This window comes from Sphingopyxis panaciterrae, assembly GCF_011762125.1.
Lineage (GTDB): Bacteria > Pseudomonadota > Alphaproteobacteria > Sphingomonadales > Sphingomonadaceae > Sphingopyxis > Sphingopyxis panaciterrae.
Genome location: NZ_JAASQN010000001.1, coordinates 1,038,343 through 1,059,249, shown reverse-complemented (window position 1 = coordinate 1,059,249; position 20,907 = coordinate 1,038,343). Strand labels below are relative to the sequence as shown.

The 20,907-nt window shown below is 64.7% G+C and carries 20 protein-coding genes and 1 pseudogene; 7 read left to right on the top strand and 14 right to left on the bottom strand.

From position 1 onward, the window contains the following. Positions 1-111 precede the first annotated feature (111 nt). The gene (locus FHR22_RS04880) at positions 112-384 is read right to left on the bottom strand and encodes a hypothetical protein (protein ID WP_166939509.1); all 273 of its coding nucleotides are present in this window, start codon (positions 382-384) and stop codon (positions 112-114) included. Between the two features lie 477 nt (positions 385-861). Here FHR22_RS04880 and FHR22_RS04875 point away from each other — a divergent pair, with 477 nt between their 5' ends. Continuing rightward, complete coding sequence (locus tag FHR22_RS04875; protein WP_166939507.1) at positions 862-3,231, top strand: glycosyltransferase family 4 protein; 2,370 nt, start codon at positions 862-864, stop codon at positions 3,229-3,231. Between the two features lie 11 nt (positions 3,232-3,242). Next, entirely contained in the window at positions 3,243-4,274 is a 1,032-nt protein-coding gene (locus tag FHR22_RS04870; RefSeq protein ID WP_166939505.1) for a mannose-1-phosphate guanylyltransferase, read from the top strand. A 20-nt stretch (positions 4,275-4,294) separates the two neighbouring features. Here FHR22_RS04870 and FHR22_RS04865 read toward each other — a convergent pair whose 3' ends face one another. Beyond that, a complete protein-coding gene (locus FHR22_RS04865) occupies positions 4,295-5,413 on the bottom strand; it encodes a glycoside hydrolase family 130 protein (RefSeq protein WP_166939503.1) in 1,119 nt (372 codons plus the stop codon). Between the two features lie 176 nt (positions 5,414-5,589). Between FHR22_RS04865 and FHR22_RS04860 the strand changes: the two genes are divergently transcribed. Continuing rightward, complete coding sequence (locus FHR22_RS04860; protein WP_166939501.1) at positions 5,590-6,336, top strand: HAD-IIB family hydrolase; 747 nt, start codon at positions 5,590-5,592, stop codon at positions 6,334-6,336. A 102-nt stretch (positions 6,337-6,438) separates the two neighbouring features. Here FHR22_RS04860 and FHR22_RS04855 read toward each other — a convergent pair whose 3' ends face one another. The 5 genes from FHR22_RS04855 to FHR22_RS04835 all read right to left on the bottom strand — a co-directional run bounded on the left by FHR22_RS04855 (position 6,439) and on the right by FHR22_RS04835 (position 12,584). Beyond that, complete coding sequence (locus FHR22_RS04855; protein WP_166939499.1) at positions 6,439-7,194, bottom strand: SDR family oxidoreductase; 756 nt, start codon at positions 7,192-7,194, stop codon at positions 6,439-6,441. A gap of 224 nt (positions 7,195-7,418) precedes the next feature. After that, positions 7,419-8,651 carry an NAD(P)/FAD-dependent oxidoreductase gene (locus tag FHR22_RS04850; protein WP_341786552.1) on the bottom strand — a complete coding sequence of 411 codons (1,233 nt, stop codon included), beginning with the start codon at positions 8,649-8,651 and terminating at the stop codon, positions 7,419-7,421. A gap of 12 nt (positions 8,652-8,663) precedes the next feature. Then, the gene (locus tag FHR22_RS04845; protein WP_166939497.1) at positions 8,664-10,811 is read right to left on the bottom strand and encodes a catalase; all 2,148 of its coding nucleotides are present in this window, start codon (positions 10,809-10,811) and stop codon (positions 8,664-8,666) included. A gap of 82 nt (positions 10,812-10,893) precedes the next feature. Then, positions 10,894-11,859: an NAD(P)/FAD-dependent oxidoreductase gene (locus tag FHR22_RS04840; protein ID WP_166939495.1), complete on the bottom strand. Its 966-nt coding sequence runs from the start codon at positions 11,857-11,859 to the stop codon at positions 10,894-10,896. After that, on the bottom strand, positions 11,856-12,584 hold the full coding sequence (locus FHR22_RS04835; protein ID WP_166939493.1) for a DUF72 domain-containing protein: 729 nt from the start codon (positions 12,582-12,584) through the stop codon (positions 11,856-11,858). The genes FHR22_RS04840 and FHR22_RS04835 overlap by 4 nt, the downstream gene beginning before the upstream one ends. 253 nt (positions 12,585-12,837) lie before the next feature. Between FHR22_RS04835 and FHR22_RS22795 the strand changes: the two are divergent. The 3 genes and pseudogenes from FHR22_RS22795 to FHR22_RS04825 all read left to right on the top strand — a co-directional run. Further along, positions 12,838-13,272 (top strand): annotated as a pseudogene (locus FHR22_RS22795) (AsmA family protein); the annotation flags it as partial. Between the two features lie 297 nt (positions 13,273-13,569). Beyond that, a complete protein-coding gene (locus FHR22_RS22740) occupies positions 13,570-14,763 on the top strand; it encodes an AsmA family protein (RefSeq protein ID WP_425057425.1) in 1,194 nt (397 codons plus the stop codon). Between the two features lie 405 nt (positions 14,764-15,168). Continuing rightward, on the top strand, positions 15,169-15,300 hold the full coding sequence (locus tag FHR22_RS04825) for an entericidin A/B family lipoprotein (RefSeq protein ID WP_084758193.1): 132 nt from the start codon (positions 15,169-15,171) through the stop codon (positions 15,298-15,300). Between the two features lie 52 nt (positions 15,301-15,352). Here the strand turns inward: FHR22_RS04825 and FHR22_RS22640 are convergent, their stop codons facing one another. Continuing rightward, the gene (locus FHR22_RS22640; protein ID WP_166939489.1) at positions 15,353-16,531 is read right to left on the bottom strand and encodes an ATP-binding protein; all 1,179 of its coding nucleotides are present in this window, start codon (positions 16,529-16,531) and stop codon (positions 15,353-15,355) included. 127 nt (positions 16,532-16,658) lie between these two features. Then, a complete protein-coding gene (locus FHR22_RS04815) occupies positions 16,659-17,015 on the bottom strand; it encodes a response regulator (protein WP_166939487.1) in 357 nt (118 codons plus the stop codon). Between the two features lie 225 nt (positions 17,016-17,240). Here FHR22_RS04815 and FHR22_RS04810 point away from each other — a divergent pair, with 225 nt between their 5' ends. Continuing rightward, a complete protein-coding gene (locus FHR22_RS04810; RefSeq protein ID WP_166939485.1) occupies positions 17,241-17,855 on the top strand; it encodes a DUF1989 domain-containing protein in 615 nt (204 codons plus the stop codon). A 130-nt stretch (positions 17,856-17,985) separates the two neighbouring features. On the opposite strand, the gene FHR22_RS04805 is transcribed toward FHR22_RS04810, so the two are convergent. The 5 genes from FHR22_RS04805 to FHR22_RS04785 form a co-directional block, all read right to left on the bottom strand. Then, a complete protein-coding gene (locus FHR22_RS04805) occupies positions 17,986-18,642 on the bottom strand; it encodes a DUF6766 family protein (RefSeq protein ID WP_166939483.1) in 657 nt (218 codons plus the stop codon). Continuing rightward, positions 18,629-19,252: a PRC-barrel domain-containing protein gene (locus FHR22_RS04800; RefSeq protein WP_341786551.1), complete on the bottom strand. Its 624-nt coding sequence runs from the start codon at positions 19,250-19,252 to the stop codon at positions 18,629-18,631. The genes FHR22_RS04805 and FHR22_RS04800 overlap by 14 nt, the downstream gene beginning before the upstream one ends. Before the next feature lie 79 nt (positions 19,253-19,331). Beyond that, positions 19,332-19,829: a hypothetical protein gene (locus FHR22_RS04795; protein WP_166939481.1), complete on the bottom strand. Its 498-nt coding sequence runs from the start codon at positions 19,827-19,829 to the stop codon at positions 19,332-19,334. Beyond that, positions 19,822-20,016 (bottom strand): hypothetical protein, encoded by a 195-nt coding sequence (locus FHR22_RS04790; protein ID WP_084758192.1) that lies wholly within the window; start codon positions 20,014-20,016, stop codon positions 19,822-19,824. Before FHR22_RS04790 ends, FHR22_RS04795 begins: the two co-directional genes overlap by 8 nt. Next, the gene (locus tag FHR22_RS04785; RefSeq protein WP_166939479.1) at positions 20,013-20,762 is read right to left on the bottom strand and encodes a Crp/Fnr family transcriptional regulator; all 750 of its coding nucleotides are present in this window, start codon (positions 20,760-20,762) and stop codon (positions 20,013-20,015) included. Before FHR22_RS04785 ends, FHR22_RS04790 begins: the two co-directional genes overlap by 4 nt. Positions 20,763-20,907 lie beyond the last annotated feature (145 nt).

Below are 20,907 nucleotides of genomic sequence, written 5' to 3'. Positions count from 1 at the left end.
CGCCGCAACGTTCCCGTCGCCCGATCAAAATCGACCGCGCAAGGTGCGCCGCCGGGCGCGGCCGGGCGGCCTTGCCCTCGCTGTCGCTGCTTCGAAAGCGGCTATGTCACGCTAGGCGGACGAAGATCCGGCCCCGGCGCCGGGCATGGCGGGGGTTTCGCGCCGCGACGGCGCACGGGCCGTTCGCACGCCGCCGATCTGCCACATATTGGCGCCCGATTTCGTCATCCGGGCGAGGAGATGTTCGCCTTCGAACAGCTCGACCTCGACGCCATCCTTTTCGTTGCGGGCCAACAGGAACGCCTGTTCGGGACTGTCCGCATGAAAATCGACGCGGCGATGTCGCGCCGACGCGTCGGTGACGATCATATGAAATACGCCCATGGCCATGGTCCTCGAACATTCGAGACGGCACGCATGCCGGCGCCGGCCTGGCGAACGGCGCAATCACCCGCGATTGCGCCGGCAGCCGTGCAAGCCATCGGATGCGACCCGATTCCCTTCGCCTCCTTATAGCAGCAGCGGGGGTCTTTTCCGACTCCCGCGCGGCCGCGCCGGTGCTCCTTGCGCAGCGACAGCTTGGCGCCGTAGCGCGCGGAATTCGCATGGTTTGGCCGCGCAGCGCCTTTCCGACGACCGCGCTGCCGGGAGACGGAATCGTTATAACCTGGGTTAATCGAAGGGCTTTATTTCCCGATCCCGTCATGTTGCACTGCAACCCGAACGCATGTGCCGCGTTAAGCATGCACACAATCAGCCAGTTCCCGAGCCCGGTCTTGCGGCCGGCGTCTTCTTCGCGCGCATCCGCGAGCGAGGCGGAAGGCGCGCGCGTGCGAGGGAATGCCAGCCACGAGGACGGATATGAAGCACGACAGCGAAGGCCGTTTTTTCCGGAACGTTTGCGAAAACGATGTTCCCGTCTCTGATGTCCCTCTTGCCGCCAGCGGTATCGAGACGACCGCGCGCGTGGCCCTGATCGGATGTTTCCGGCCGCGTCGATGCGGGATCGCGACCTTTACCGCGGACACCCATGATCATCTGCGCGCGGTCCGGCCCGATCTCGCCATCGACGTCTATGCGATGTGCGGCGAAGGCGATCAGGCGCTTGGCGCCGAAGTGGCGCGCACGATCCGCGAGCAGGAGGCTGCAAGCTATCGCGCGGCCGCCGAGGCGATCAACGACAGCGGCGCGAGCGCGATATGGCTTCAGCATGAGTTCGGCATTTTCGGCGGCGTCGCAGGCGACATGGTCCTCGAGCTGGTCGATCGGGTTGCCGCGCCGCTGATCGTGACGCTTCACACGGTGCTCGCCGAGCCCAACCCCGACCAGCGCCGGGTCATGGAACGACTGATCGCCCGCGCAAGCAAGCTTGTGGTGATGAGCGATTTCGGCCGCGAAATCCTGCGCGACGTCTATGGAGCGAGCAGCGACCAGATCGTCCATATCGAGCATGGCACGCCCGATCGCCCCTTTGTCGATGTCACGCCGCTGCGCGAGACATTGGGAATTGCCGACCGACCGGTTCTCTCGACCTTCGGTCTCATCGGGCCGGGGAAAGGCCTCGAAACGGCGATCCGGGCCCTGCCGGCGATCACCGCCCAATATCCCGATATTCTCTACCGGATCGTCGGCGCGACCCATCCCAACCTGGTCGCCGCCGAGGGGGAAGCCTATCGGCAAAGCCTCGAACGGCTCGCCGAGAGCCTCGGCGTCGCGGATAATATCGCCTGGGAAAATCGCTTCCTCGATACCGGCGAACTGCTCGACCAGATCGAACTCTGCGACATCTATCTCGCCCCGTACCCCAATCTTCAGCAAATCACCTCGGGCACGCTGGCATATGCCGTCGCACTGGGCCGCGCGGTCGTATCGACCCCGTTCGTTCATGCGCGCGAACTGCTGGCCGATGACGTCGGCATCTTGCTTCCCGGCGCCGACAGCGAGGCGATCGCGGAGGCGGTGCTCCTGCTTCTCGCGGTCCCGGAAGAACGGCGCGCGCTTCAGCGCCGCGCCTATGCCCGCGGCCGGCGCACCGCCTGGACCGTCGTCGCGCAGACGTGCGGCGCGTTGGTCGACGGGGTCACCCGGCGCGATCGACCGACGGCGCGCGGGCGCGCCGCGCCTGCGCTGGAGGGCGCATGGTCGCTCTGCGACGAAGTCGGCATGTTCCAGCACTGCAACCATTTCGTCCCCGACCGCGCGCATGGTTACTGCATCGACGACAATGCGCGCGCGCTCATGCTCGTGCACAGCCTGCCGCCGCGAGCGCAGGAAGAAGCGGCGTCGCACGCGCAGACCTTCGCGAGCTTTATCCAGCACGGATGGAACGCCGAACGCGGCCGCTTCCGCAATTTCATGGGTTACGACCGCCGATGGCTGGAAGACGCAGGGTCGGAAGACAGCAATGGCCGGACATTATGGGCGCTGGGCCATGCCGCCGCGCACGCCGCGGCGCCCGCGATGCGCGATTGGGCGGCGAGCTGGTTCGATCGAAGCGCCGCCATGTTCGAGCAGTTCGAGAATCCGCGGGCGATTGCCTTCGCGATGCTCGGCGCCGACGACCGGCTCGGGCACGACCCCGGAAATGCACAGGCGCGCGCGATCGTCGAGCGCGGCGCGGCCTTTCTCTCGGCGCTATGGAAAGCGGAACGCCGTCCCGGCTGGGACTGGTTCGAAGCCGATCTCGCTTACGACAACGCGCGTCTCGCCGAAGCACTCATCCGCGCCGGGCGGCGGCTGCCGTCGGTTCCGCTCGTGGAGACCGGTCTCGACGCCCTGGCCTGGCTGACCTCTTACCAAACGGCGCCGGACGGTCATTTTCGTCCGGTCGGATCCGAAAGCTTCGGCAAGCCTGGCGAAAGCCTGCCCTTCGACCAGCAGCCGCTCGAGGCGTGGGCGACGATCGCGGCCTGTGCGGCCGCGTCGGCCGCCACGGGCAACGCGCTCTGGTCGACGCACGCCGAGACCGCCTACGCCTGGTTCCTCGGCCGGAACGACCGCCACCTGCCGCTGGGCGATGTCAGGACGGGGCGCTGCTTCGACGGTCTCACCCCGCGCGGCGTCAATCGCAACAGCGGTGCCGAGTCGGTGCTCGCCTTTCATCTCGCCTATCGGACGATGGCCGACATGTTCTGGCGCGAAGCCATAGCCGATTCCCCGGACTGGCGCAGCGCCGGCACGGGTCCGCTTCCTGCCGCGGCACCGGCGCCGGCGCCGGCGCTCGCCCACTGAGGAGACTGCGAATGAGCGCGCCGATCCAACCCGTCATCCTTTGCGGGGGTGCCGGGACGCGCCTTTGGCCTGCGTCCCGCGGCGCCCGCGTGAAGCAGTTCCTCGATATCGTCGACGACGAAAGCCTGTTCGCGCAGACCCTCGCTCGCGTCGCGGGGCCGGCTTTCGCCGACCCGCTGGTCATTTGCGGCGCCTCGCACGTCGAGACGGTTCGCGAGCAGGCAGGCGGACGCGGGATCGGGCTGCTCGTCGAGCCGTCCGCCCGCAACACCGCACCCGCGATCGCGCTCGCGGTCGCGGCGACGGCGCCCGATGCCCTGCTGCTCATCATGCCGAGCGATCATATTATCGACGATGTTCCGGCCTTTCACGTCGCGATCGAACAGGGGGCGCAGCTCGCGCGCGACGGCTGGATCGTGACCTTCGGAATTGCGCCCGACTGTCCCGACACGGGCTTCGGCTATATCGCGAGCGGCATGGCCATCGGCGACACCGGCTTCGCCGTCGAGCGGTTCGTCGAAAAGCCCCGGCTGGATGTCGCGAAGGCCATGATCGACGCCGGCGGCTACAGCTGGAATGCAGGGATATTCCTGTTTCGTGCCGGGGCCATGCGCGACGCGATGCGCGTCCATTGTCCCGACATCCTTGCCGCAGCCGAAGACGCGCTGGCCAACGGGGGTGACGACGGCACCGCACGCTATGCCGACCTCGCCAGCTTCGAGGCGGCGCCCGCCGTCTCGATCGATTATGCCGTCATGGAGAAGCACGACCGGGTGGCCGTCGTACCCGTGTCGATGGGCTGGTCCGACCTTGGAAGCTGGCATGCCGTCCACAGCCGTGCCGCGCACGATATGGCCGACAACAGTTGCCGCGGCGACGGGCTCTTTCACGACAGCAGGGGTTGCCTTGTGCGCGCCGACGGGCGCCGCGTCTCGCTCATCGGCATGGAAAATGTCGCAGTGGTCGTCGACGGAGACGATATTCTCGTGATGCCGCTCGCCCGATCGCAAGAGGTTCGCGCGGCGGCTGCGCTGCGCGAATGAACCTGCCGGGCGCTGCCGGATCAGAGGCCGAAACGGTGCTTCGGAATGTGGGTGATCCGGCACGCGAGGTCGGATTCACCCGAGGCGACGATATAATGATCGCCGGCATCGGCGATCCCGGTGGTGAAGACGATATCGCGAACATATATCCTGTCTTCGATCGGCCGGGTAAGCTCGGGGTTCGCCTCGAGCAGCGGACCATGGTCACCGCGCAGGACCCGCGACGGATCGTCCGGATCGAGCAGGGACCAATAGGTGCGATAGATGCCCACGATCTCCTTCGGTTCCACCCCGTGCCAGAGCGTCAACCAACCGTCCGGCGTCAGGGTCGGCGGCGTTCCGCCGCCCATTCGCGCGGTCGCGACGGTGTCGGCATGCGGGCGCAGGCCGGGTTCGCGATGGGGCTTCCAGTGCAGCGCGTCGGGCGAAGTCGCGAGGTTGATCGAAGGACCCGCACGCCACGGGCTTCCCGGCGGGTAAGCGAAATAGAGACTGCCGAGCGGGCACGTCTGGGCCCAGAATTGCCCGTCGATCCGCCCCTCGAAGATCAGCATGTCCTTGTTCTGATGATCGAGGACAATGTCTTCGAAGCGCCAGTCGAGGCCGTTGTCGGAACTGTAGAGCGTCGTCGAATGGCGCTCGGGGCTCACCGAGCAACTGGTCATCAGCCATCGGCCGTCGACGCGGCTGATGCGCGCGTCTTCGATACCATAGCATTGGAAGGGCGCCGCGGGTGCGATGGCGCGGTCATAATGGATCGCGACGATGGCGAGCCCGTCGGGCGTCAGCTCGACCGGCAGGAGCCAGGAAAGCAATGTCAGCGCGATAACCTGCCAAGCCCCGCCGCGCACGAGAAACGTACGCGGGTCGGCCGTGTCGCAAAGTTCGAGCGGCCAGGCATCGCGCACATAGCGACCGGCGTCCCATCTTATGCTGTGGACATGGCCGTTCGCGACCGGTTCGCGCAGCGCCTCGGCTACGCGCACCATCATCAGCAAATTGCCGCTCGCGAGGCGGGTCAGGCCGGGATTGAAAGCGCCGAGCACAAAGGTTTCGGCATCGAGCGAGCCCGCAAGCGACGAACGGGAGAGATCGACATCGTGGGGGCCAAAAATCAGGCGATCGGTTTCGAATGGCATCGGGCACTCCGGTTGACGGCGCGGGAGCGGTTTCGCGACATCGAGGCCGCCCCGCCGATGCTTCATCAAGGCTCGAAGCGGGCCAATGTTCCTCTTCTGCGCGTCCGGATCGTCATTCACGCGGCGCGCGCTGCCGCCCATCGCATATCGTACGGCTCCTCCAAGGAATTTATCGCATGAAACACCTCATTGCCTTCGACCTCGATGGAACGCTCGCCGAAAGCAAGCAGCCGCTCGAGACCGAAATGGGAGAGGCATTGGCGGATCTGCTGGAAGTCGCCGATGTCGCCGTCATTTCGGGGGGCGACTGGCCCCAGTTCGACAAGCAGGTCGCGAGCCGCCTCCCGGCTCGCGCCGACCCGTTTCGCCTGTGGTTGATGCCGACGACCGGCACCAAGCTCTACACGCATCGCGAGGGCGCGTGGGCGGCCGTCTATGCAGAGCTTTTCGACGACGAGCAGAAGCGCCATATCCTGGACGCCTTCGACGCGTCGCTCGAAGCGACCGGATTTGTACCCGAGGAAACCTGGGGCGAACGGATCGAGGATCGCGGCAGCCAGATCACCTTCTCCGCGCTCGGGCAACAGGCACCGATCCACGCGAAAGAGATATGGGATCCCGATTTCGCGAAGCGCAAGATCATCCAGGCCGACCTGACGACCCGGCTCCCGGGCCTGTCGATCAACATGGGCGGCGCCACGTCAATCGACATCACGCGCGAAGGCGTCGACAAGGGTTACGGGCTGAAGAAACTTGCCGAGGCGAGCGGCTTCCCGCTCGACGCGATGCTGTTCATCGGCGACGCGATCTTCCCGGGGGGCAATGACTATCCAGCCAAACAGATCGGCCTCGACACGGTTCGCGTCCGCGACCCGCAAGAGACGCTTGCCGTCGTCTCCGCGATCATCGCCTGCCAGAGATAGGCCGGCGCGACCTTCGTCGGGCACCGGTCGGCCCCGGCAGGGCCGGCGGCATCCTCCGCGCCCGTCCGCCGCTGCGCGAGACAAGCAATGATGGCGCCAAGATCAGGGATGCTCCAGCCGCGTCTCGACGCGAATGAGCGACACCGCGGAGCGCCGCGGCTGGGACAGCATGAAGTGGACCGCCACCGCAATGTCCTCGGCGCGAAGCATCTTGTCCTCGTTGATGAGCTCGCGCTGCTTCTCGGGCGGGAACTCGGGATATTGGAAGTCGGCGCCGGTGAATCCGGGCTCGATCAGCCCGACCTTGATGTCTTCTTCGGCAAGTTCCTTGCGGAAGGAGGGCACAAAGCCCTGGATACCCGATTTGGCGGCCACATAGATCGAACCGCCCGCTCCTCTCGATACCGCCGACATCGATCCGATGAAGACGATGTCGCTCCCCGCCGACATCCTTCGGGCCGCTTCCTGCGCGCAGATGAGATAGGCAGTGAGGTCGGTGTCGAGCTGGTAGCGCGTTTCGCTCTCGCCGCTGTCGGCGAGCGCTGCCGCAGGGATCGCAGCGTTGATAATCGCGATGTCGATCTCGCCGAGATAGGCCGCCGCTGCCTCGAAGAAGCGATCGACATCGTCGGCGATCGAGAGATCGACATTGATGCCGTCGCCCTCGCCCACCTCGTCGATGCGGCGCAGCGCATCGGCAAGATGCTCGGGGGTGCGCCCGCAAACGAAAACCCGCACGCCGTAGCTTGCCAGCAGAACGGCGATGGCACGCCCGATCCCCGTCGTGCCGCCCGTTATGATGGCGCGGCGACCGTCGAGACCGGGCTGCTGCGTATGCGCGTCCTGTTCGTCTATCATTCCGGGCTCCTTCCTGTCGCGCCGCGCGCGGGGCCCCGCCCTTCCCTCAGCGACGTCTGGAGACCGCCGAAGTTCCCGTCGGAAGGGTTGAAGCGAGGCTGCGCCGCGCGAGCGGCCGGTCGCCATCGCGAAAAATTCGCCTGGCTTCACGCTCGCGGGCCCGACGCTCGTCATGGCGGGCACCGGCGATAAATTCATCGGCCGAATAGCCGATTTTTCCGGGGTCAGAACTTGCGATGAAAGCTGACCAGATCGGCGTCGGGATCGCCATAACCGCAAATCAGGCCGCGCAGCATCTGCGCCGCCATCATCGAGAAAGTGATCCCGTTTCCGCCATATCCCATCGCGGCATAACAGTTCGGCATGCCGGGAATGCGGCCGATCGTCGGTGTCCCGACCGGGCTGTCGCCGAAACTGCCGGCCCAGCTATACGCGAGTGCCGCGTCCACCCCCGGCAGCAGGGCAGCAAGCTTTCGCGACAGCGTCGCCGCCTTGTCGGGGAGCTTCGCGTCGCGGAGAGCCGCATCGGCTATTTCCTCATCCTCGCCGCCGCAGATAATTTCTCCGCACGGGGTTGTTCGGATGTACAGATAGGGATCGGCGGCTTCCCAGATCATTGCGGCAGTCGACCAGATGGCGCGGGGTTGTGGGCGCGTCGCGATCGACCAGCTCGAGATGATCTTGTTCCCCTTGCGAGGAATCCCTTTCATCATCTCATAACCCGTTGCCATGACGACATGGCGCGCGCGAATGCTCGGGCCGCGCGCCGAGACCAATGTTACACCTTCGCCCGTCGGCGCGATGTCGCAGATATCGACGGGCGAATAGAGCCGCGCGCCCCGCGCCAGCGCAACATTCAGATAGCCTGCGGTGAGGCGGCGCGGATCGGCGGAATAATTGCCGAAGCCTATCAGCGCGTGACGTCCCTCGATCCCATATCGCTCCTGCACCGCAGCGGGCTTGAGCAGTTCGACTTCGAAGCCCGCGCGTCGCCGCGCGTCGGCTTCAAGCGCAAGCCCGCCAGCATCGAGGACATTGCCGTCGAGATAGATCGAGCCGCGCGTCGCACCATCGACGGCAAGGCCCAGCCGTTCGGTCCGTTCGCGTAGCGCGTCGACCGACTGGCGCGATCGCCGCCAGATGCGTTCAGCCTTTTCACGACCGATCCGCTCGGCCATCAAGGTCATCGGCGTGTCGAGTTCATATTGCAGCATCGCGGTCGACGCGGCGGTCGATCCCTCTGCCGGTCCCCGGCGATCGACGATAACGGTCTTGAGCCCCGCTTCGGACAACGCCTCCGCGATCAGCGCGCCCGACACGCCAGCCCCGACCACGACAACCTCGCACGCGATGTCGCGTGTCAACGGCTGCGCGGCGATCGCGGGACGACGCCGTGCCGACCAGATCGACTGGCCGGTCCGGAGATCGCGATGATGGGTAGCCGATGCGCGGCTCACCAGGACAGGCGATCAGGCAAGATCGCGCACCCTCGCTTCGCGTGCCCAATGACGCCGGGTGCCCACGCTTTCGAACTTGTCGATCGCAACGACGCCGCCGTCCTTTTCGACTCCGGCCTTGTCGAGCAGCAGCTGCGTCGCCTCGTCATGCGCGATCGTCTTGCAATGCCCATAGGCGTCCATGAACCACTGAACCGCGGCGCCCTGCCCCGACAGCGCCTTGGCCTGTTCGTCGGTCAGGATCGAAGCAACGGCGTCGAATAATACCGAAGGCGAGCCCGCGAGCTGGCCGTCGGCCTTGAGCGTGCCGCCCTTGACCTTGATCCCGCCGACCTTGGGCGCGACGAGGAAGGCGGTGCCACCCGCGCTTTCGATATCACTTTTCAGCTTGTCGATCGCCGCCTTGTCCGATCCTTCGGCGAACAGGATCGCGACCTTGCGGCCCTCCATCGTGTCGTCGGCATTCTTCTGGATCGACAGCGCGTCGGAAGGTTTAAGATCGACGGGCGCACGCGCGGCCTTTTCCTTCGCCGGCAGATCGATGGCGAGCCCCATGGCAACACGCGTCGCGAGATCCTCATCGATATTCCGAAGCTGGCCGACGACGCGGGCGCGGACATGATCGAGCGTGACCTTCGACAGTTCGAACACCAGCGCCGAGGCGATGTGCGCCTGCTCATTCTCGGTCTGCGACAGGTAGAACAGTCGCGCCTGGCTGAAATGATCGGCGAAGAGTTCGGCGCGGATGCGCAGCTTCTGCGCAGGGTCGTTCCGCTCGTCATTGGCCGTGAACGTCGCGAAGCCCGTTTCGGCGCTCGCGCGCGGGCCGCCATTCTCGCCGGCTTCGGCAAGGCTGTTGGGCTCGTAATTGGCGCGCCCGGTCGGGACGAGCGTCTGCATCATCCCGTCGCGCTGGAAATTGTGGAACGGGCATTTGGGCGCGTTGATCGGAATCTGGTGGAAATTGGTTGTCCCCAGCCGCGACTTCTGCGTGTCGAGATAGGAAAAAAGCCGGCCCTGCAGCAGCGGATCGTTGCTGAAATCGATGCCTGGGATGATGTTCGACGGAAGGAAAGCGACCTGTTCGGTCTCGGCAAAGAAATTGTCGACATTGCGGTTCAGCGTCATGCGGCCGACGATCTCGACGGGGATATCCTCCTCGGGGATCAGCTTGGTCGCGTCGAGCACGTCATAAGGCTGCTTCTCGGCGAAGGCTTCGTCGAACAGCTGCACGCCTAGGTCCCAAGCCGGAAAATCCCCCGCATCGATCGCCTCGAACAGGTCGCGGCGGTGGAAATCGGGATCGGCGCCGGCGATCTTGACCGCCTCGTCCCACGTTGTCGACTGAATGCCGAGCACCGGTTTCCAGTGGAATTTGACGAACTTGCCCTCGCCCTTTTCATTGACGAAACGGAAGGTGTGGACGCCGAAACCCTCAATCATGCGAAGGCTGCGTGGGATCGTGCGGTCGGACATCGCCCACATGATCATGTGCATCGCCTCGGGCATCAGCCCGATGAAGTCCCAGAAGGTGTCGTGCGCGCTCGCCGCCTGCGGATAGCCGCGGTCGGCCTCCATCTTCACGCTGTGGACGAGGTCGGGGAATTTCATCGCGTCCTGGATGAAGAAGACCGGGATGTTGTTGCCGACAAGGTCCCAGTTGCCACTCTCGGTGTAGAGCTTGACGGCGAAGCCGCGCACGTCCCGCGGCGTATCGACCGACCCCGCCCCGCCGGCGACGGTCGAGAAACGGACGAAGACCGGGCAGGTCGCGCCCTCCTTCTGCAGGATCGAGGCCTTGGTCAGACCGGGGATCGCCTTGGTACATTCGAAGACGCCGTGTGCGCCCGAACCGCGGGCGTGGACGATCCGCTCCGGAATACGCTCATGGTCGAAATGGAAGATTTTCTCGCGGAGGACGAAATCCTCGAGCAGCGTCGGGCCGCGTGTCCCGGCGCGCAGCGAATTCTGGTTGTCCGAAATACGATGGCCGAAATTGTCGGTGAGATAGGCGGCCGCATCGGCGCCCTCGGTTCCCACGCCCTGATGCAGTTCGTCGCCATTGCCGCGGCTGTCGGTCGGCTTGATCTGGCGCTCTCCCGGCTGATGATCGCGAAGGGCGTGGTCGGTCGCAGGGGACGGCGCGGGCTTCTTGGCCATGATCGGTTCCTTGGGTTTCGAGGGAATTGCATCTTCAACCCCCCGCTCGCCCTTAGGTTTCGCGGCGTGCCCGCATTCTGTCCTATTTCTGGTCGGCCATCACATGCCCGTCCTGTTCGCGGAGCCAGTTGTGGAGACGTGTCGCCGCCATCGCGCCTTGTCCGGTCGCGACGCTGATCTGATCGAGCCCTTCAAGGACGTCGCCCGCAGCATAAACGCCTGGAAGCAGTCCGTCCGAAAAAGCGCTGAACGGGATGCAGCCATTCGGATCGGTCAGCGGCCCCAGCATGGCAGCAAGCTCGCTGCGCGGCGTCGATCCGAACGCCGGGTAGAGCGTGTCGAACCGGCGCGGCGCGGCTTCGCCCTCGATCGCGACGAACATCGCCTCCTCGGCCGCGTCGAGGCGCAGCACCCGGCCTTCGAGAACCTCGACGCCGCTCGCTTCAAGTTCGCCCCGCTGCGCATCGGTCAGCGCAACCTGCCATTTCGGGATGAGCGTGACGTTGCGCGAATATTGCCGCAGGAACATCGCCTCGGCGGCGCCGTGGAGGTCGGAACCGAGGACCGCGATCTGCTCGTCGCTATGTTCGAAGCCGTCGCAGATCGGGCAATAGCGCAGCACGCCGCTGCGCACGGCCGCCGCATGATCGCCGCTGTCGAGCTGCGCCAGATTGGTGTCGACGCCGGTCGCGAGGATCAGCCCGCGCGCGTCGATGATCGCACCGCCTTCGAGGATTGCGCGAAAGCCGCCAGCATCGTCTCGCCGCGCGATTTCGACAATTTTCCCCTCGGCAATCTCGGCGCCGTAGCGCAGCGCATGGTCGCTCATCCGCGCGATGAGATCGGCTCCAACGATTCCGTCGGGAAAACCGGGGACGTTCCGCGAGCGCGGAACCCAGAGTGCCCGCGAACGCCGGTCATGCACGATGCGGACGCGGCGGCGGAAGCGCGCCAGATACAGGCCGGCGGCGAGTCCGGCGGGGCCAGCGCCCACCACAAGGACATCGAGGAGCGGCGCCTCGCCCTCCGAATGCAGGTCCGATTTCATCGGTTCGACACCGCCGAGGCGAGTTCGAACGCGTCACCCATCGCCGCCATCCCGGCAGTGTTGTCGAAAATACACCATGCTGGCGCCTCTCCCTGGCCCTCGCGCTCGATCAGCGTTGCATACCCCCTGAGCCGCTCGGCGCCATAAGGCGAACGATATATAGCGGGCGATCCGTGGAGGCGCCAATAGGAGAGCCCGCGCCAGCCGCCCGGCACCCCGGCCGCAGGGACGCGCGCCGGATCGGCGGCGACGCGCGCGACTTCGAAGGTCGCCAGCAGGCGCCCAGCGCCGGGTTCGAACCAGCTCGCATGGCGCGGCTCGCAGGCGATACGAGCGGATGTCGAGGCTCCAAGCTCGGCAAAGAAGCGCTCGGCCACTTCGACATCGAGGGTCAGATTGGGCGGAAACTGAACGAGCAGGACGCCGAGCTTCGGCCCCAGCCCTGCAGTCTCATCGACGAAACGCGCAATCAAGTCACCGCAATCGCGAAGGCGGTGTTCATGCGTGATCGTGCGCGGCACTTTCACCGCAAAGCGGAAGTCCTCGGGTACGATCGCCGCCCACTGCGTCCAGGTGGCGGGACGATGCGAGCGGTAAAAGGAGGAATTGATCTCGACGCACGAAAGGCGGTGCGCATAGCGTTCGAGCGCAAAGCCCGCATCCGGAAACCGGTCGGCATATTGCGACGCGATGCTCCACCCTGCCGTTCCGATCCGCCATCTCATCGTTCGAGAACGCGGCCTCCGTCAACTGGATGCGCGTGACGGCGATTTGGCGATATGTCGGAAGAGGTGCCGCGACGAGATCATGCGCGGGTCGAACGCATCCCCCCTCGTCGCAGCGCTGCTCGCGTAGCGCGGTAGCATTGGTCACACACTAACCTGGATCAAGTCTCCTCGCGTTAGATGTGGGCTAAGCACAGGAACGTTTCGCGACGAACGGGATTTGACGATCGGCAAGCAGGGAGAATGACGGCGAATGGCGACAGCAGACACTCCGCGCAGTCGCTTTCCCAAAAAGGCAAAAATCGCCGTCGGGGCTATCGTCATTGCAATCGTCGCCGTGGTGCTTGCGGCCGCCGCCTTTCCCGTCGGACTGTTGAAGGGGGTCGCCGAGCGCCGGCTTTCGGCCGAGTTCGGCGCGCCGGTTACGATCGGCGCGCTGTCACGAACGAACATCTTTTCCTTCACCCCCGAGATCGTCGTGAACGACCTGCGGATCGCACAACCGGCATGGGCCGGCAAAGGCGACTTCCTGAAAATCGTCCGCGCCAGCGCGCACCTGTCGATCTTCGATGTCATGACCGGCAACGCCAATCCGCAGTCGATCATCGTCACGGGCCTCGATGTCGCGCTCGTGCGCGACGCCAAAGGCAACAGCAATTGGGCGGGACGCGCCGACAAGAAATCGTCGCCGGGCAATGATGCGCCATCTCTAGATCGCCTGCTGATCGACAAGAGCCGCTTCACGCTGCGCGATGCGAAGCGCCGACTCGACATTGCGGGCACGATCACCGCCAACGGCGCCACCGGCCTCGCGGTCGACGCCGCGGGCAGCTTCGACGGAGCGCCCGCTCGCCTCACGGCGCGCGGCAAGCCGGTAACAGGTCAAGGCACAAGCGATACCTGGCCCTTTTCTGCAAACCTCGCCTCCGCTGTTCTCGACGTCACCGCAACCGGCACAACCGCCGGCCCGCTCAACTTCCGCGACATGACGATGAAGATGACGGCAAGGGGCACCAGCCTCAAGAAGCTGGACTATGTCATCGAGGCTGGCCTGTTCGGAACGCAGGATGTCGATTTCGCCGGTTCGGTGCGCCACGTCGGCGAGGACTGGTTCATCGACCGGCTGAACGGCACGATCGGCCGCTCGCGGATCAACGCAAAAGCGACGGTCCTGAAACGCGACGGCCGCACGAAGATCGATGCGACGATCGATGCGACGCAGTTCGATTTCGACGACCTCGCCGACGATGCGGGGCTCGCTGCAGCGCGCGCCAAAGAGGCCCGGATCGGCAAGCGCGTCATCCCCGACACGCGGATCGATCTCAGCCGGATGGGACCGACCGACGGCATCATCCGCTTCTCCATCGCCCGGCTCCTCGTCGAGGGCGGATCGGCCTTCCAGAGCCTGAAGGGCAATCTCGCGCTCGATCACCGTGTCCTCAAGCTCGAGAATGCCGTCGCCAAGCTCGACGCCGGGCGCATGACCGGCTGGGTGAACGTCGATTCCACGAAGCCCATGCCGACCTTCTCGACCGAACTCAGGGTCGAGGGCGCGCTGCTCGAAACGCTGGTCGGTCAGCCCGACATGATCCGTGGCGCGGTGCAGGGCCTCGTCCGGATAACGGGCCACGGGACGACGATCCGCGAGGCTTTCGGCAACGGGTCGGGGAAAATCGCCTTTACCGCCAGCCGCGGCTCGATGAACCGTGCCGCCGCCTTCGTGCTCGGCCAGGATCTGGGCGGTGCCATCGGCCAGAAGCTCGGCGACGATGACGCGATGACCCCGCTCACCTGCGCGATCCTTGCCTTCGATGCCAAAAATGGCGTTCTTCGTCCCGCGCCGTTCCTGATCGCGACCGCCGTATCGCGCGGCAGCGGCCGCGGCCAGATCAACCTCGATGGCGAAACGGTGGCGCTGACGGTGGTGGGTGCGTCGAAAGACAAGCCTGTCCTGAAGCTCGTCGACCCGTTGCGGGTCGGAGGCACCTTCTCGGTCCCCTCGATCACCGTCGACAGCCAGCCGACAAAGGGCAAGGGTTCCGGCAAGGGCATCATCGGATCGATCGGCCGTTCGATCGGCAGTGCTCTGGGCCTGCGAAAGGACGACGGCAAAAAAGCCGAAGCTCCGCCTCCTTCGGCGGTCAATTGCAAGGCGCTGACGCAGGCAGCGCTACGCTAGTCCGGACCGCGCACGCGCGGCCCGGTAGAAAGCGTTCAATCCTTCGTGTTTTGAAGCTCGGCGTAGATACGCGGATATTCCCAAGCCGTTCCATTCACGCGAAATTTTCCGGCGGCCTGGAAAAATCGCCGCACGAGCAGATGATCGGCCGCCAGTCAGGGCCTGGCAGGGTTTTTGCAAACCGGTCGACGGGCGGGTCGGCAACGAACCTCGACAAATATCTGCTGATTGCAAAGCGAAGCTTTCCGAGGGTGACAGTCCCGGTGTTTCCCGGTTGCAGGCCTGGCCGATCTGTCGACCCATTCGAACGTCTTGGCTCCGGGTAACCGACGCCGCGGAACAATTCGCTCTGGAGACCGTAATCCCCGGCAGAGGGCAATTTGCCTTCGCTGTCGGAGAAAGTGAATGAAGAAGCTTCTGACAATATTCGCAATCAGTTCGATGCTGGTTCTTTCGGCCTGCAATACGGTCAAGGGCGCCGGACGGGATGTCGAATCCGCCGGAGACTGTGTCGACGGCGTCAAAGGCAACTGTTGAGCCATCAGCCGAGGTGTAGCGCGGCCCAGGCTTTCAGGAGCGACATGCTATGTCAGGTCGCCGCGAGACCCATGCGAAACGCAAAGCTCGTTTCGGTCGGCGAAGACTGTACTGTGAGACTGCCGCCATGCGCCTTGGCGATCGTCGAGGCGATATAGAGGCCAAGGCCGAGGCTTCCGCTTGCGTGCGATTCTGCGCCCTGTTCGAAGGGCTGGAACAATGTTTCGCGGACCTGCATCGGGATCTCGGGGCCATTGTTCGTGACCGACAAGGTGAATTCGTCGTCGCTTTCGCGGCACGCGACGACGACCGGCGTCCCCTGCTCGCCGTGCGTTAGCGCATTACCGACGAGATTGGACACGAGCTGGCCGATCCGCTGGGCGTCGCACATCAGTGGCGTAGCGGAATCGCAATGCAAGACGATCTCTCGGTCCGGATGGGCAATCGCCAGTTCGTTTACGATCTGCGTCACGATCGCTTCCGCAGACTCCGCCTTGAAGCGGAGCGGCAAATCGCCGACCAGCCGTCCGCGCGCGAAATCGAGGATATTGCCGACCATGGCATTCATGCGGTCGATCGTCGCCTGCATAGCCGACATGATGAATTCGGCCCGCTTTTGGTCGGGCGCCCGCTTCATCAAGGAAAGCCCGGCCTCGAGTGCCGCCAGCGGATTGCGAAGATCGTGGCCCAGTACGGCGATGAACTGCTCGCGCTGGATTCCGGTCTGGCGCTCGCGACCCAGATCCGCCTGCGTTTCGGAAAGCTGCGCCCCCATGCCCAGATGAAAGCCGATCAGGTCGGCGAACATCCGGAAGATGTTGCCCACCTCGGGCCGGTCAAGATCGCGCGGTTCGGGATCGATCGCACAAAGCGTTCCGAAAAAACGCCCGTCGCGAAGAACGATCGGAAAGGAGATATAGCTGCGGAACCCGTAATGGGCGGGGGTATGGTGGCTGCGGTAGACAGCGTCCCTCGCGACGTCGGGTATGACCACGGCCTGCCGGCTGTCACGTATCTCGTGGCAGATCGTGGTCTCGAGCTTCAACTCGCCGCCCGGTTCGAGGCCGAATGCAATGTCGTCCTTGACGCTGCACGCGACCCAGCGCGCTTCGGTAACGCGGGCAATCGCGGCAAAGCCCATCCCCGTCACGCGGCACACGGTATCGAGGATGGCAGGCACGACATCGATCGCGCGGATCGCTTCGACACTGCTGGCCGGGTCGATTTCCACTCATCCTCCGTCGTTCAGTGCGTTGTGGTCTCGCTGCAAATGGACCTAGACGGCAGCAGGGCGCCGGCGTCAATCGCGAACGCCAAGCCCATGAGCAGTTCACCGCGCAGCCTCAAAGGCGGCGGCTTCACCGGAGCGCAAGGATTTTGGCGGTAAGGTCGTTCGCGCTATAGGGTTTGCGCAGGAACTGCCCTTGCGGCGGGAGCGAGGTTTCGCTCACGCGCACACCGCCCGAGGTCACGAGTATCTTGATATCGGGCCATCGCTCGCGGATGCAGGTCGCGAGCTCCAGCCCGTCCATCGAACCGGGCATCTCGATATCGGTAAAGACGATGCCAATCTCGGAACTCCGCTCAAGCAGGACCATGGCCTCGTCGGCATCGGACGCTTTGAGAACGATATATCCCTCGTCTTCGATGATGCCGAGAGCCATCATCAAAATCAGCGGATCGTCCTCCACGACGAGTATATGCGAGACCGGCATCAAATTCTCCTTGCGGCCCAAAACCGCAAAGCCGGATCGGCACCTCATGTGCCCCATATGGCACAGACAGGGAAGCAACGCCCGGGATCGCGATTCGTCCCACGGTTCGTCCGATATTGTCTCTCCCGACCCACTTTCGTTTCCCTTCGCAGCTTTCGACGTCGCCATCCGTATAAAAGACGACGGATCCGCCTTTCGTACGACTCCCATCAAGGGCTCCAATCAATGATTCAACACATCGCGCCGCGCAGCGGCACCGCCTTTTCCTTGCGCGAGGGCGATATCTTGCGGGTGATCGATCCCGAAGGCGGCCAGGTGAGCGACCTGCTCGCCTTCATGCAGGGCGATGTCCGCGAAGCGCTCTCGAACGGCCGCACCTTCGATTATGAAGAGACGATCCGGCTCACGACGGGGAACCGGCTCTGGTCCAACCGATCGAACCCGATGCTCGAAATCGTCGAGGACGGCGTCGGCACGCATGACTTTCTTCTGACGCCGTGCAGCGAGGCGACCTTCCGCCATTTCTATGCCGACAAGCCGGTCCACCGCGGCTGCTTCGGCAACCTCGCCGCGGCCCTCGCCCCTTTTGGAATCGGCGAAGACGCCATTCCGGTTGCCTTCAACATCTTCATGAATGTCCCGGTGGATGGAAAGGGAAAGCTCAAGGTGTTGCCGCCACCCACCGCACCTGGCGACTATATCCGGATGCGTGCCCTGAGCGATCTGGTGATCGGGCTGACCGCCTGTTCGGCTTACGACAGCTGCGGAGGCAGTTTCAAACCGATCCATTATGAGATCGAGAGCCAGGCCGGCACAGCTGCTGCGACCGGCGACCTTTAAAGACCGGCGCCCGCGATGTGAGGCCTGCGATGGAATGCCGGCCGCCGCACCTTGTCGGCGAATGCCCGTTGCGATGGTCTCGGTTCAGATCGCGCCCGCCGGCCGATCTCTCTTGCTTCCCGTCACATCGTCAGTCGCCGGTGTGCGCATGCGAAGCCGCAACCGCCTTCGATTCGGGAGATTCCTTCTGACGCAGAAAGATCGAAAGCAGCACGAGCACGGCGGTCAACAGAAATTCGCTTTGCCAATTCTGGAAGGATTCAAACCACAGTTGCGGATCGCCAAGATAGGCGATCGTCGACAGCGCGGCCTCGCCATGGTCCTTCGCCTCGATGGCCGCAGCGCGCGCGCTTTGCGTCCAGTGCATCACGAAGGAGAAAAGAAAGAGCAGGAACAATGCGATGCCGAGCGAACGGGCATAGAGCGCGCGTGCGAGGCGACCTTTGCGCAAGATGGCCGGCGCGCCCGGCTTCGATGCCTGCGCCGCGAGGTCGGCGTCGCGCGGCGGGCTGTCGGGGTCCTTCGATTCCGACGAGCCGCGCTGGATGAGCATGGCGGTCAGCACGACATAGGCCGACATCTGCAGGAATTCGCTCTCCCAATTCTCGAACACGCTCGACAGAAACTCCGGGCTTTGCGTGTAACCCATCAGCGACATTGCTGCCCGGCCATGTTGCGACGCGTCCGCAGTCGCCACTTGCCAGCCCGTCAGCCACTGACCGACGATGGTGGCACCAAAGAGCAGCAGCAAAACGACAGTGAGGCTGTTGTTCCTAAACAGTCGCATGCACATCCTCCTTGTCGACGGCGGAACGCCGCGAAGCTTCCGATTTCCGGTGATCCGCACCCGGCACACGCGCTGGCCAATCGCCCGCGCCAAGCTCGGGGCGGCGTTCGAACTGCGATTTCGTCTCCAGGAGAATGAGCCCGTCGGCATGGCAGTCGACGCTAGCGAGCGGGACGGGGCGCAGCGTCTCCTCGATCCCCCCAAGGCCGCCGCTCGCAACGACGATATAGCTGACCCGCCCGGTTTCGCATTCGATCATCGCATCGACCGAGGATCCGACGGTCTCTCCGCGCATATCGCTCACCGGCAGGCCCGACAGGCTGGTGGCTGAAAACAGGCTCGAACCAGGGCTTTTCCGGCTGGACCTCGATGCCGACCGCGCTCCATCCTCATAGCCGCGCTGCCGCCCGAGCCATCGCCACACGCCGACAAGATTGACGAGGGTCAGGAAGACATTGGTCGCAACGAGATTGGTCTGACCGGATCCGAGGCCGACGAGCGACCAGCCGATCGAGCCGACCGTGAAGACGACGAAGCCCCAGCCGGTGACACGCGCGCCGAGATTGGCGGCGGTCATCATCGCGGCAATCATCGTGGCGACCGGCGCCACCAGCCCAGCAATCTGTTCCAGCCCGTTATCCTTTCGACATGATCGTCATCGCCGCATCCTCGCGGCGCATCGGCGCCAGTCAACGCGCCCGCAAGCGCCCTGTTCGACCTGGCTTCCTTTCCGTAACCTTCAACCGGCGGACATTGGCCCGCACCTGACCGCGTACGGGCGCCAGGCTCACCGAACCAAGCCTTGCGCCGGCCTCCACGGAGCGTAACGCGAGAACGGCACTGCGCTGCCCGAGGTCGGCGAGTTCGGTGACGGTGGGCGGTCGTCCGCGCATGGCCATGACGCCAAGGTGCTGCAGATATTTCATCCACAGCGATCCATTGTCCCACCAGACGGTGGCGATCGCGGTGCCGGCAAGCGCGAAGGCTTCCATCTTTTCGGGGATCATGCGCCCGAGCTCGGCATGATCGGCGGTCCAGGGTGATACAAGGGCCTCGCCGATGATCGCGCTGCGCGCCGCGACGACGCGGCTCGCGCCATCGAGCGTTTCGGCGGCGTGCCGGCCCGTGGCGTGCATCGAATGGCCGGCCGAGAGATAGCGGCTCCACTGGCCGAACGGGTCAAACATCGCCGTTCGCCCTCTGTGCTTCGGCAATCGCCGCCGCGTCGATCAGGCTTTGACCGGTCCGCGCCGCAGCATCGGCGGTCATCGTCTTGGCGATCCCGTCGGGCCCGTCGAGGAAAACAAGCCCCCCTTCGGCGCTGGCGATGCCGGGTTCGGTTTCGGGCTCGAGTCCGGCTGGGATGGATCTCATGATTTTGGCCTTTGGCGGGAGGAGAGATGCTCGACGTCGTGGTTGTTGTAGAGATAGGCGGGGTTGAACTGGCCGCGCGCCGCCAGACCGGCCGGATCGAGGATTTCGACGAGCGACGAACGGAAGATGCATAATTTCTCTTCGCGGAGCTGACGCATCACGCGGTTCACATGCACCGTCGTGAGCCCGCAGATTTCGGCGAGGTCGGCCTGCGTCAGCCCGAGCGCGAACCTTCGTCCGTCGCTGAGTCCGGCCGAAAAGAGCCTTGCGTTCGTCTCGCAGAGGAAGTGGGCAACGCGCCCGGTGGCGTCGAGCCGCCCGAGACGAAAAAGCCAGGCGCGATGAATGGCCGCGTCGAGCAGTGTCGCGAACCAGAGCTTGCGGACGAGCTGCGGCATTTCCTCGGCGATCGCCTCGAGCTCGGAGTGGGGCACGATTGCGACCGTCGCGGGGGTCAGCGTCGCCACATCGTGATCGAGCACCTTGAGCGGGAAAGCGTGAAGATCGAGAAAATCGCCCGGAAGGTGGATCGCGACCAACTGCCGGAGTCCGTTCCGGTCGTCGAGATAGCGCGACATGATGCCTTCGACGAGCAATGTGCTCTGATCGAGCGGCTCGCCTGCACGCGCGATGATCTTGCGTGCAGCGAAGGTCTTCACCTCGCTGATCGCCGCCTCGAGCCGCGTGCGTTCGGCGGTATCAAGGCTTGCACCGCGTTTGTCTCTCAGGAAGCGTTCGGTGAACATGTCTGACGATCCTCGTTCGGTTTCGGGAAGCATCAGCGGAAGGCCTGTGCTCCCTCGCAACGACCGATAAGCGCGAGCGTTGCATCGGGCACCAGGGCATTCATCATGACGGAGATTCAGTTCGCTGGGGCGACCCGCGGGCCGC

Coding starts and splice junctions, on each gene's coding strand:
- FHR22_RS04880 (WP_166939509.1), bottom strand. CDS start 384: ATGGGCGTATTTCATATGATCGTCACCGACGCGTCGGCGCGACATCGC.
- FHR22_RS04875 (WP_166939507.1), top strand. CDS start 862: ATGAAGCACGACAGCGAAGGCCGTTTTTTCCGGAACGTTTGCGAAAAC.
- FHR22_RS04870 (WP_166939505.1), top strand. CDS start 3,243: ATGAGCGCGCCGATCCAACCCGTCATCCTTTGCGGGGGTGCCGGGACG.
- FHR22_RS04865 (WP_166939503.1), bottom strand. CDS start 5,413: ATGCCATTCGAAACCGATCGCCTGATTTTTGGCCCCCACGATGTCGAT.
- FHR22_RS04860 (WP_166939501.1), top strand. CDS start 5,590: ATGAAACACCTCATTGCCTTCGACCTCGATGGAACGCTCGCCGAAAGC.
- FHR22_RS04855 (WP_166939499.1), bottom strand. CDS start 7,194: ATGATAGACGAACAGGACGCGCATACGCAGCAGCCCGGTCTCGACGGT.
- FHR22_RS04845 (WP_166939497.1), bottom strand. CDS start 10,811: ATGGCCAAGAAGCCCGCGCCGTCCCCTGCGACCGACCACGCCCTTCGC.
- FHR22_RS04840 (WP_166939495.1), bottom strand. CDS start 11,859: ATGAAATCGGACCTGCATTCGGAGGGCGAGGCGCCGCTCCTCGATGTC.
- FHR22_RS04835 (WP_166939493.1), bottom strand. CDS start 12,584: ATGAGATGGCGGATCGGAACGGCAGGGTGGAGCATCGCGTCGCAATAT.
- FHR22_RS22740 (WP_425057425.1), top strand. CDS start 13,570: ATGACGATGAAGATGACGGCAAGGGGCACCAGCCTCAAGAAGCTGGAC.
- FHR22_RS04825 (WP_084758193.1), top strand. CDS start 15,169: ATGAAGAAGCTTCTGACAATATTCGCAATCAGTTCGATGCTGGTTCTT.
- FHR22_RS04815 (WP_166939487.1), bottom strand. CDS start 17,015: ATGCCGGTCTCGCATATACTCGTCGTGGAGGACGATCCGCTGATTTTG.
- FHR22_RS04810 (WP_166939485.1), top strand. CDS start 17,241: ATGATTCAACACATCGCGCCGCGCAGCGGCACCGCCTTTTCCTTGCGC.
- FHR22_RS04805 (WP_166939483.1), bottom strand. CDS start 18,642: ATGCGACTGTTTAGGAACAACAGCCTCACTGTCGTTTTGCTGCTGCTC.
- FHR22_RS04795 (WP_166939481.1), bottom strand. CDS start 19,829: ATGTTTGACCCGTTCGGCCAGTGGAGCCGCTATCTCTCGGCCGGCCAT.
- FHR22_RS04790 (WP_084758192.1), bottom strand. CDS start 20,016: ATGAGATCCATCCCAGCCGGACTCGAGCCCGAAACCGAACCCGGCATC.
- FHR22_RS04785 (WP_166939479.1), bottom strand. CDS start 20,762: ATGTTCACCGAACGCTTCCTGAGAGACAAACGCGGTGCAAGCCTTGAT.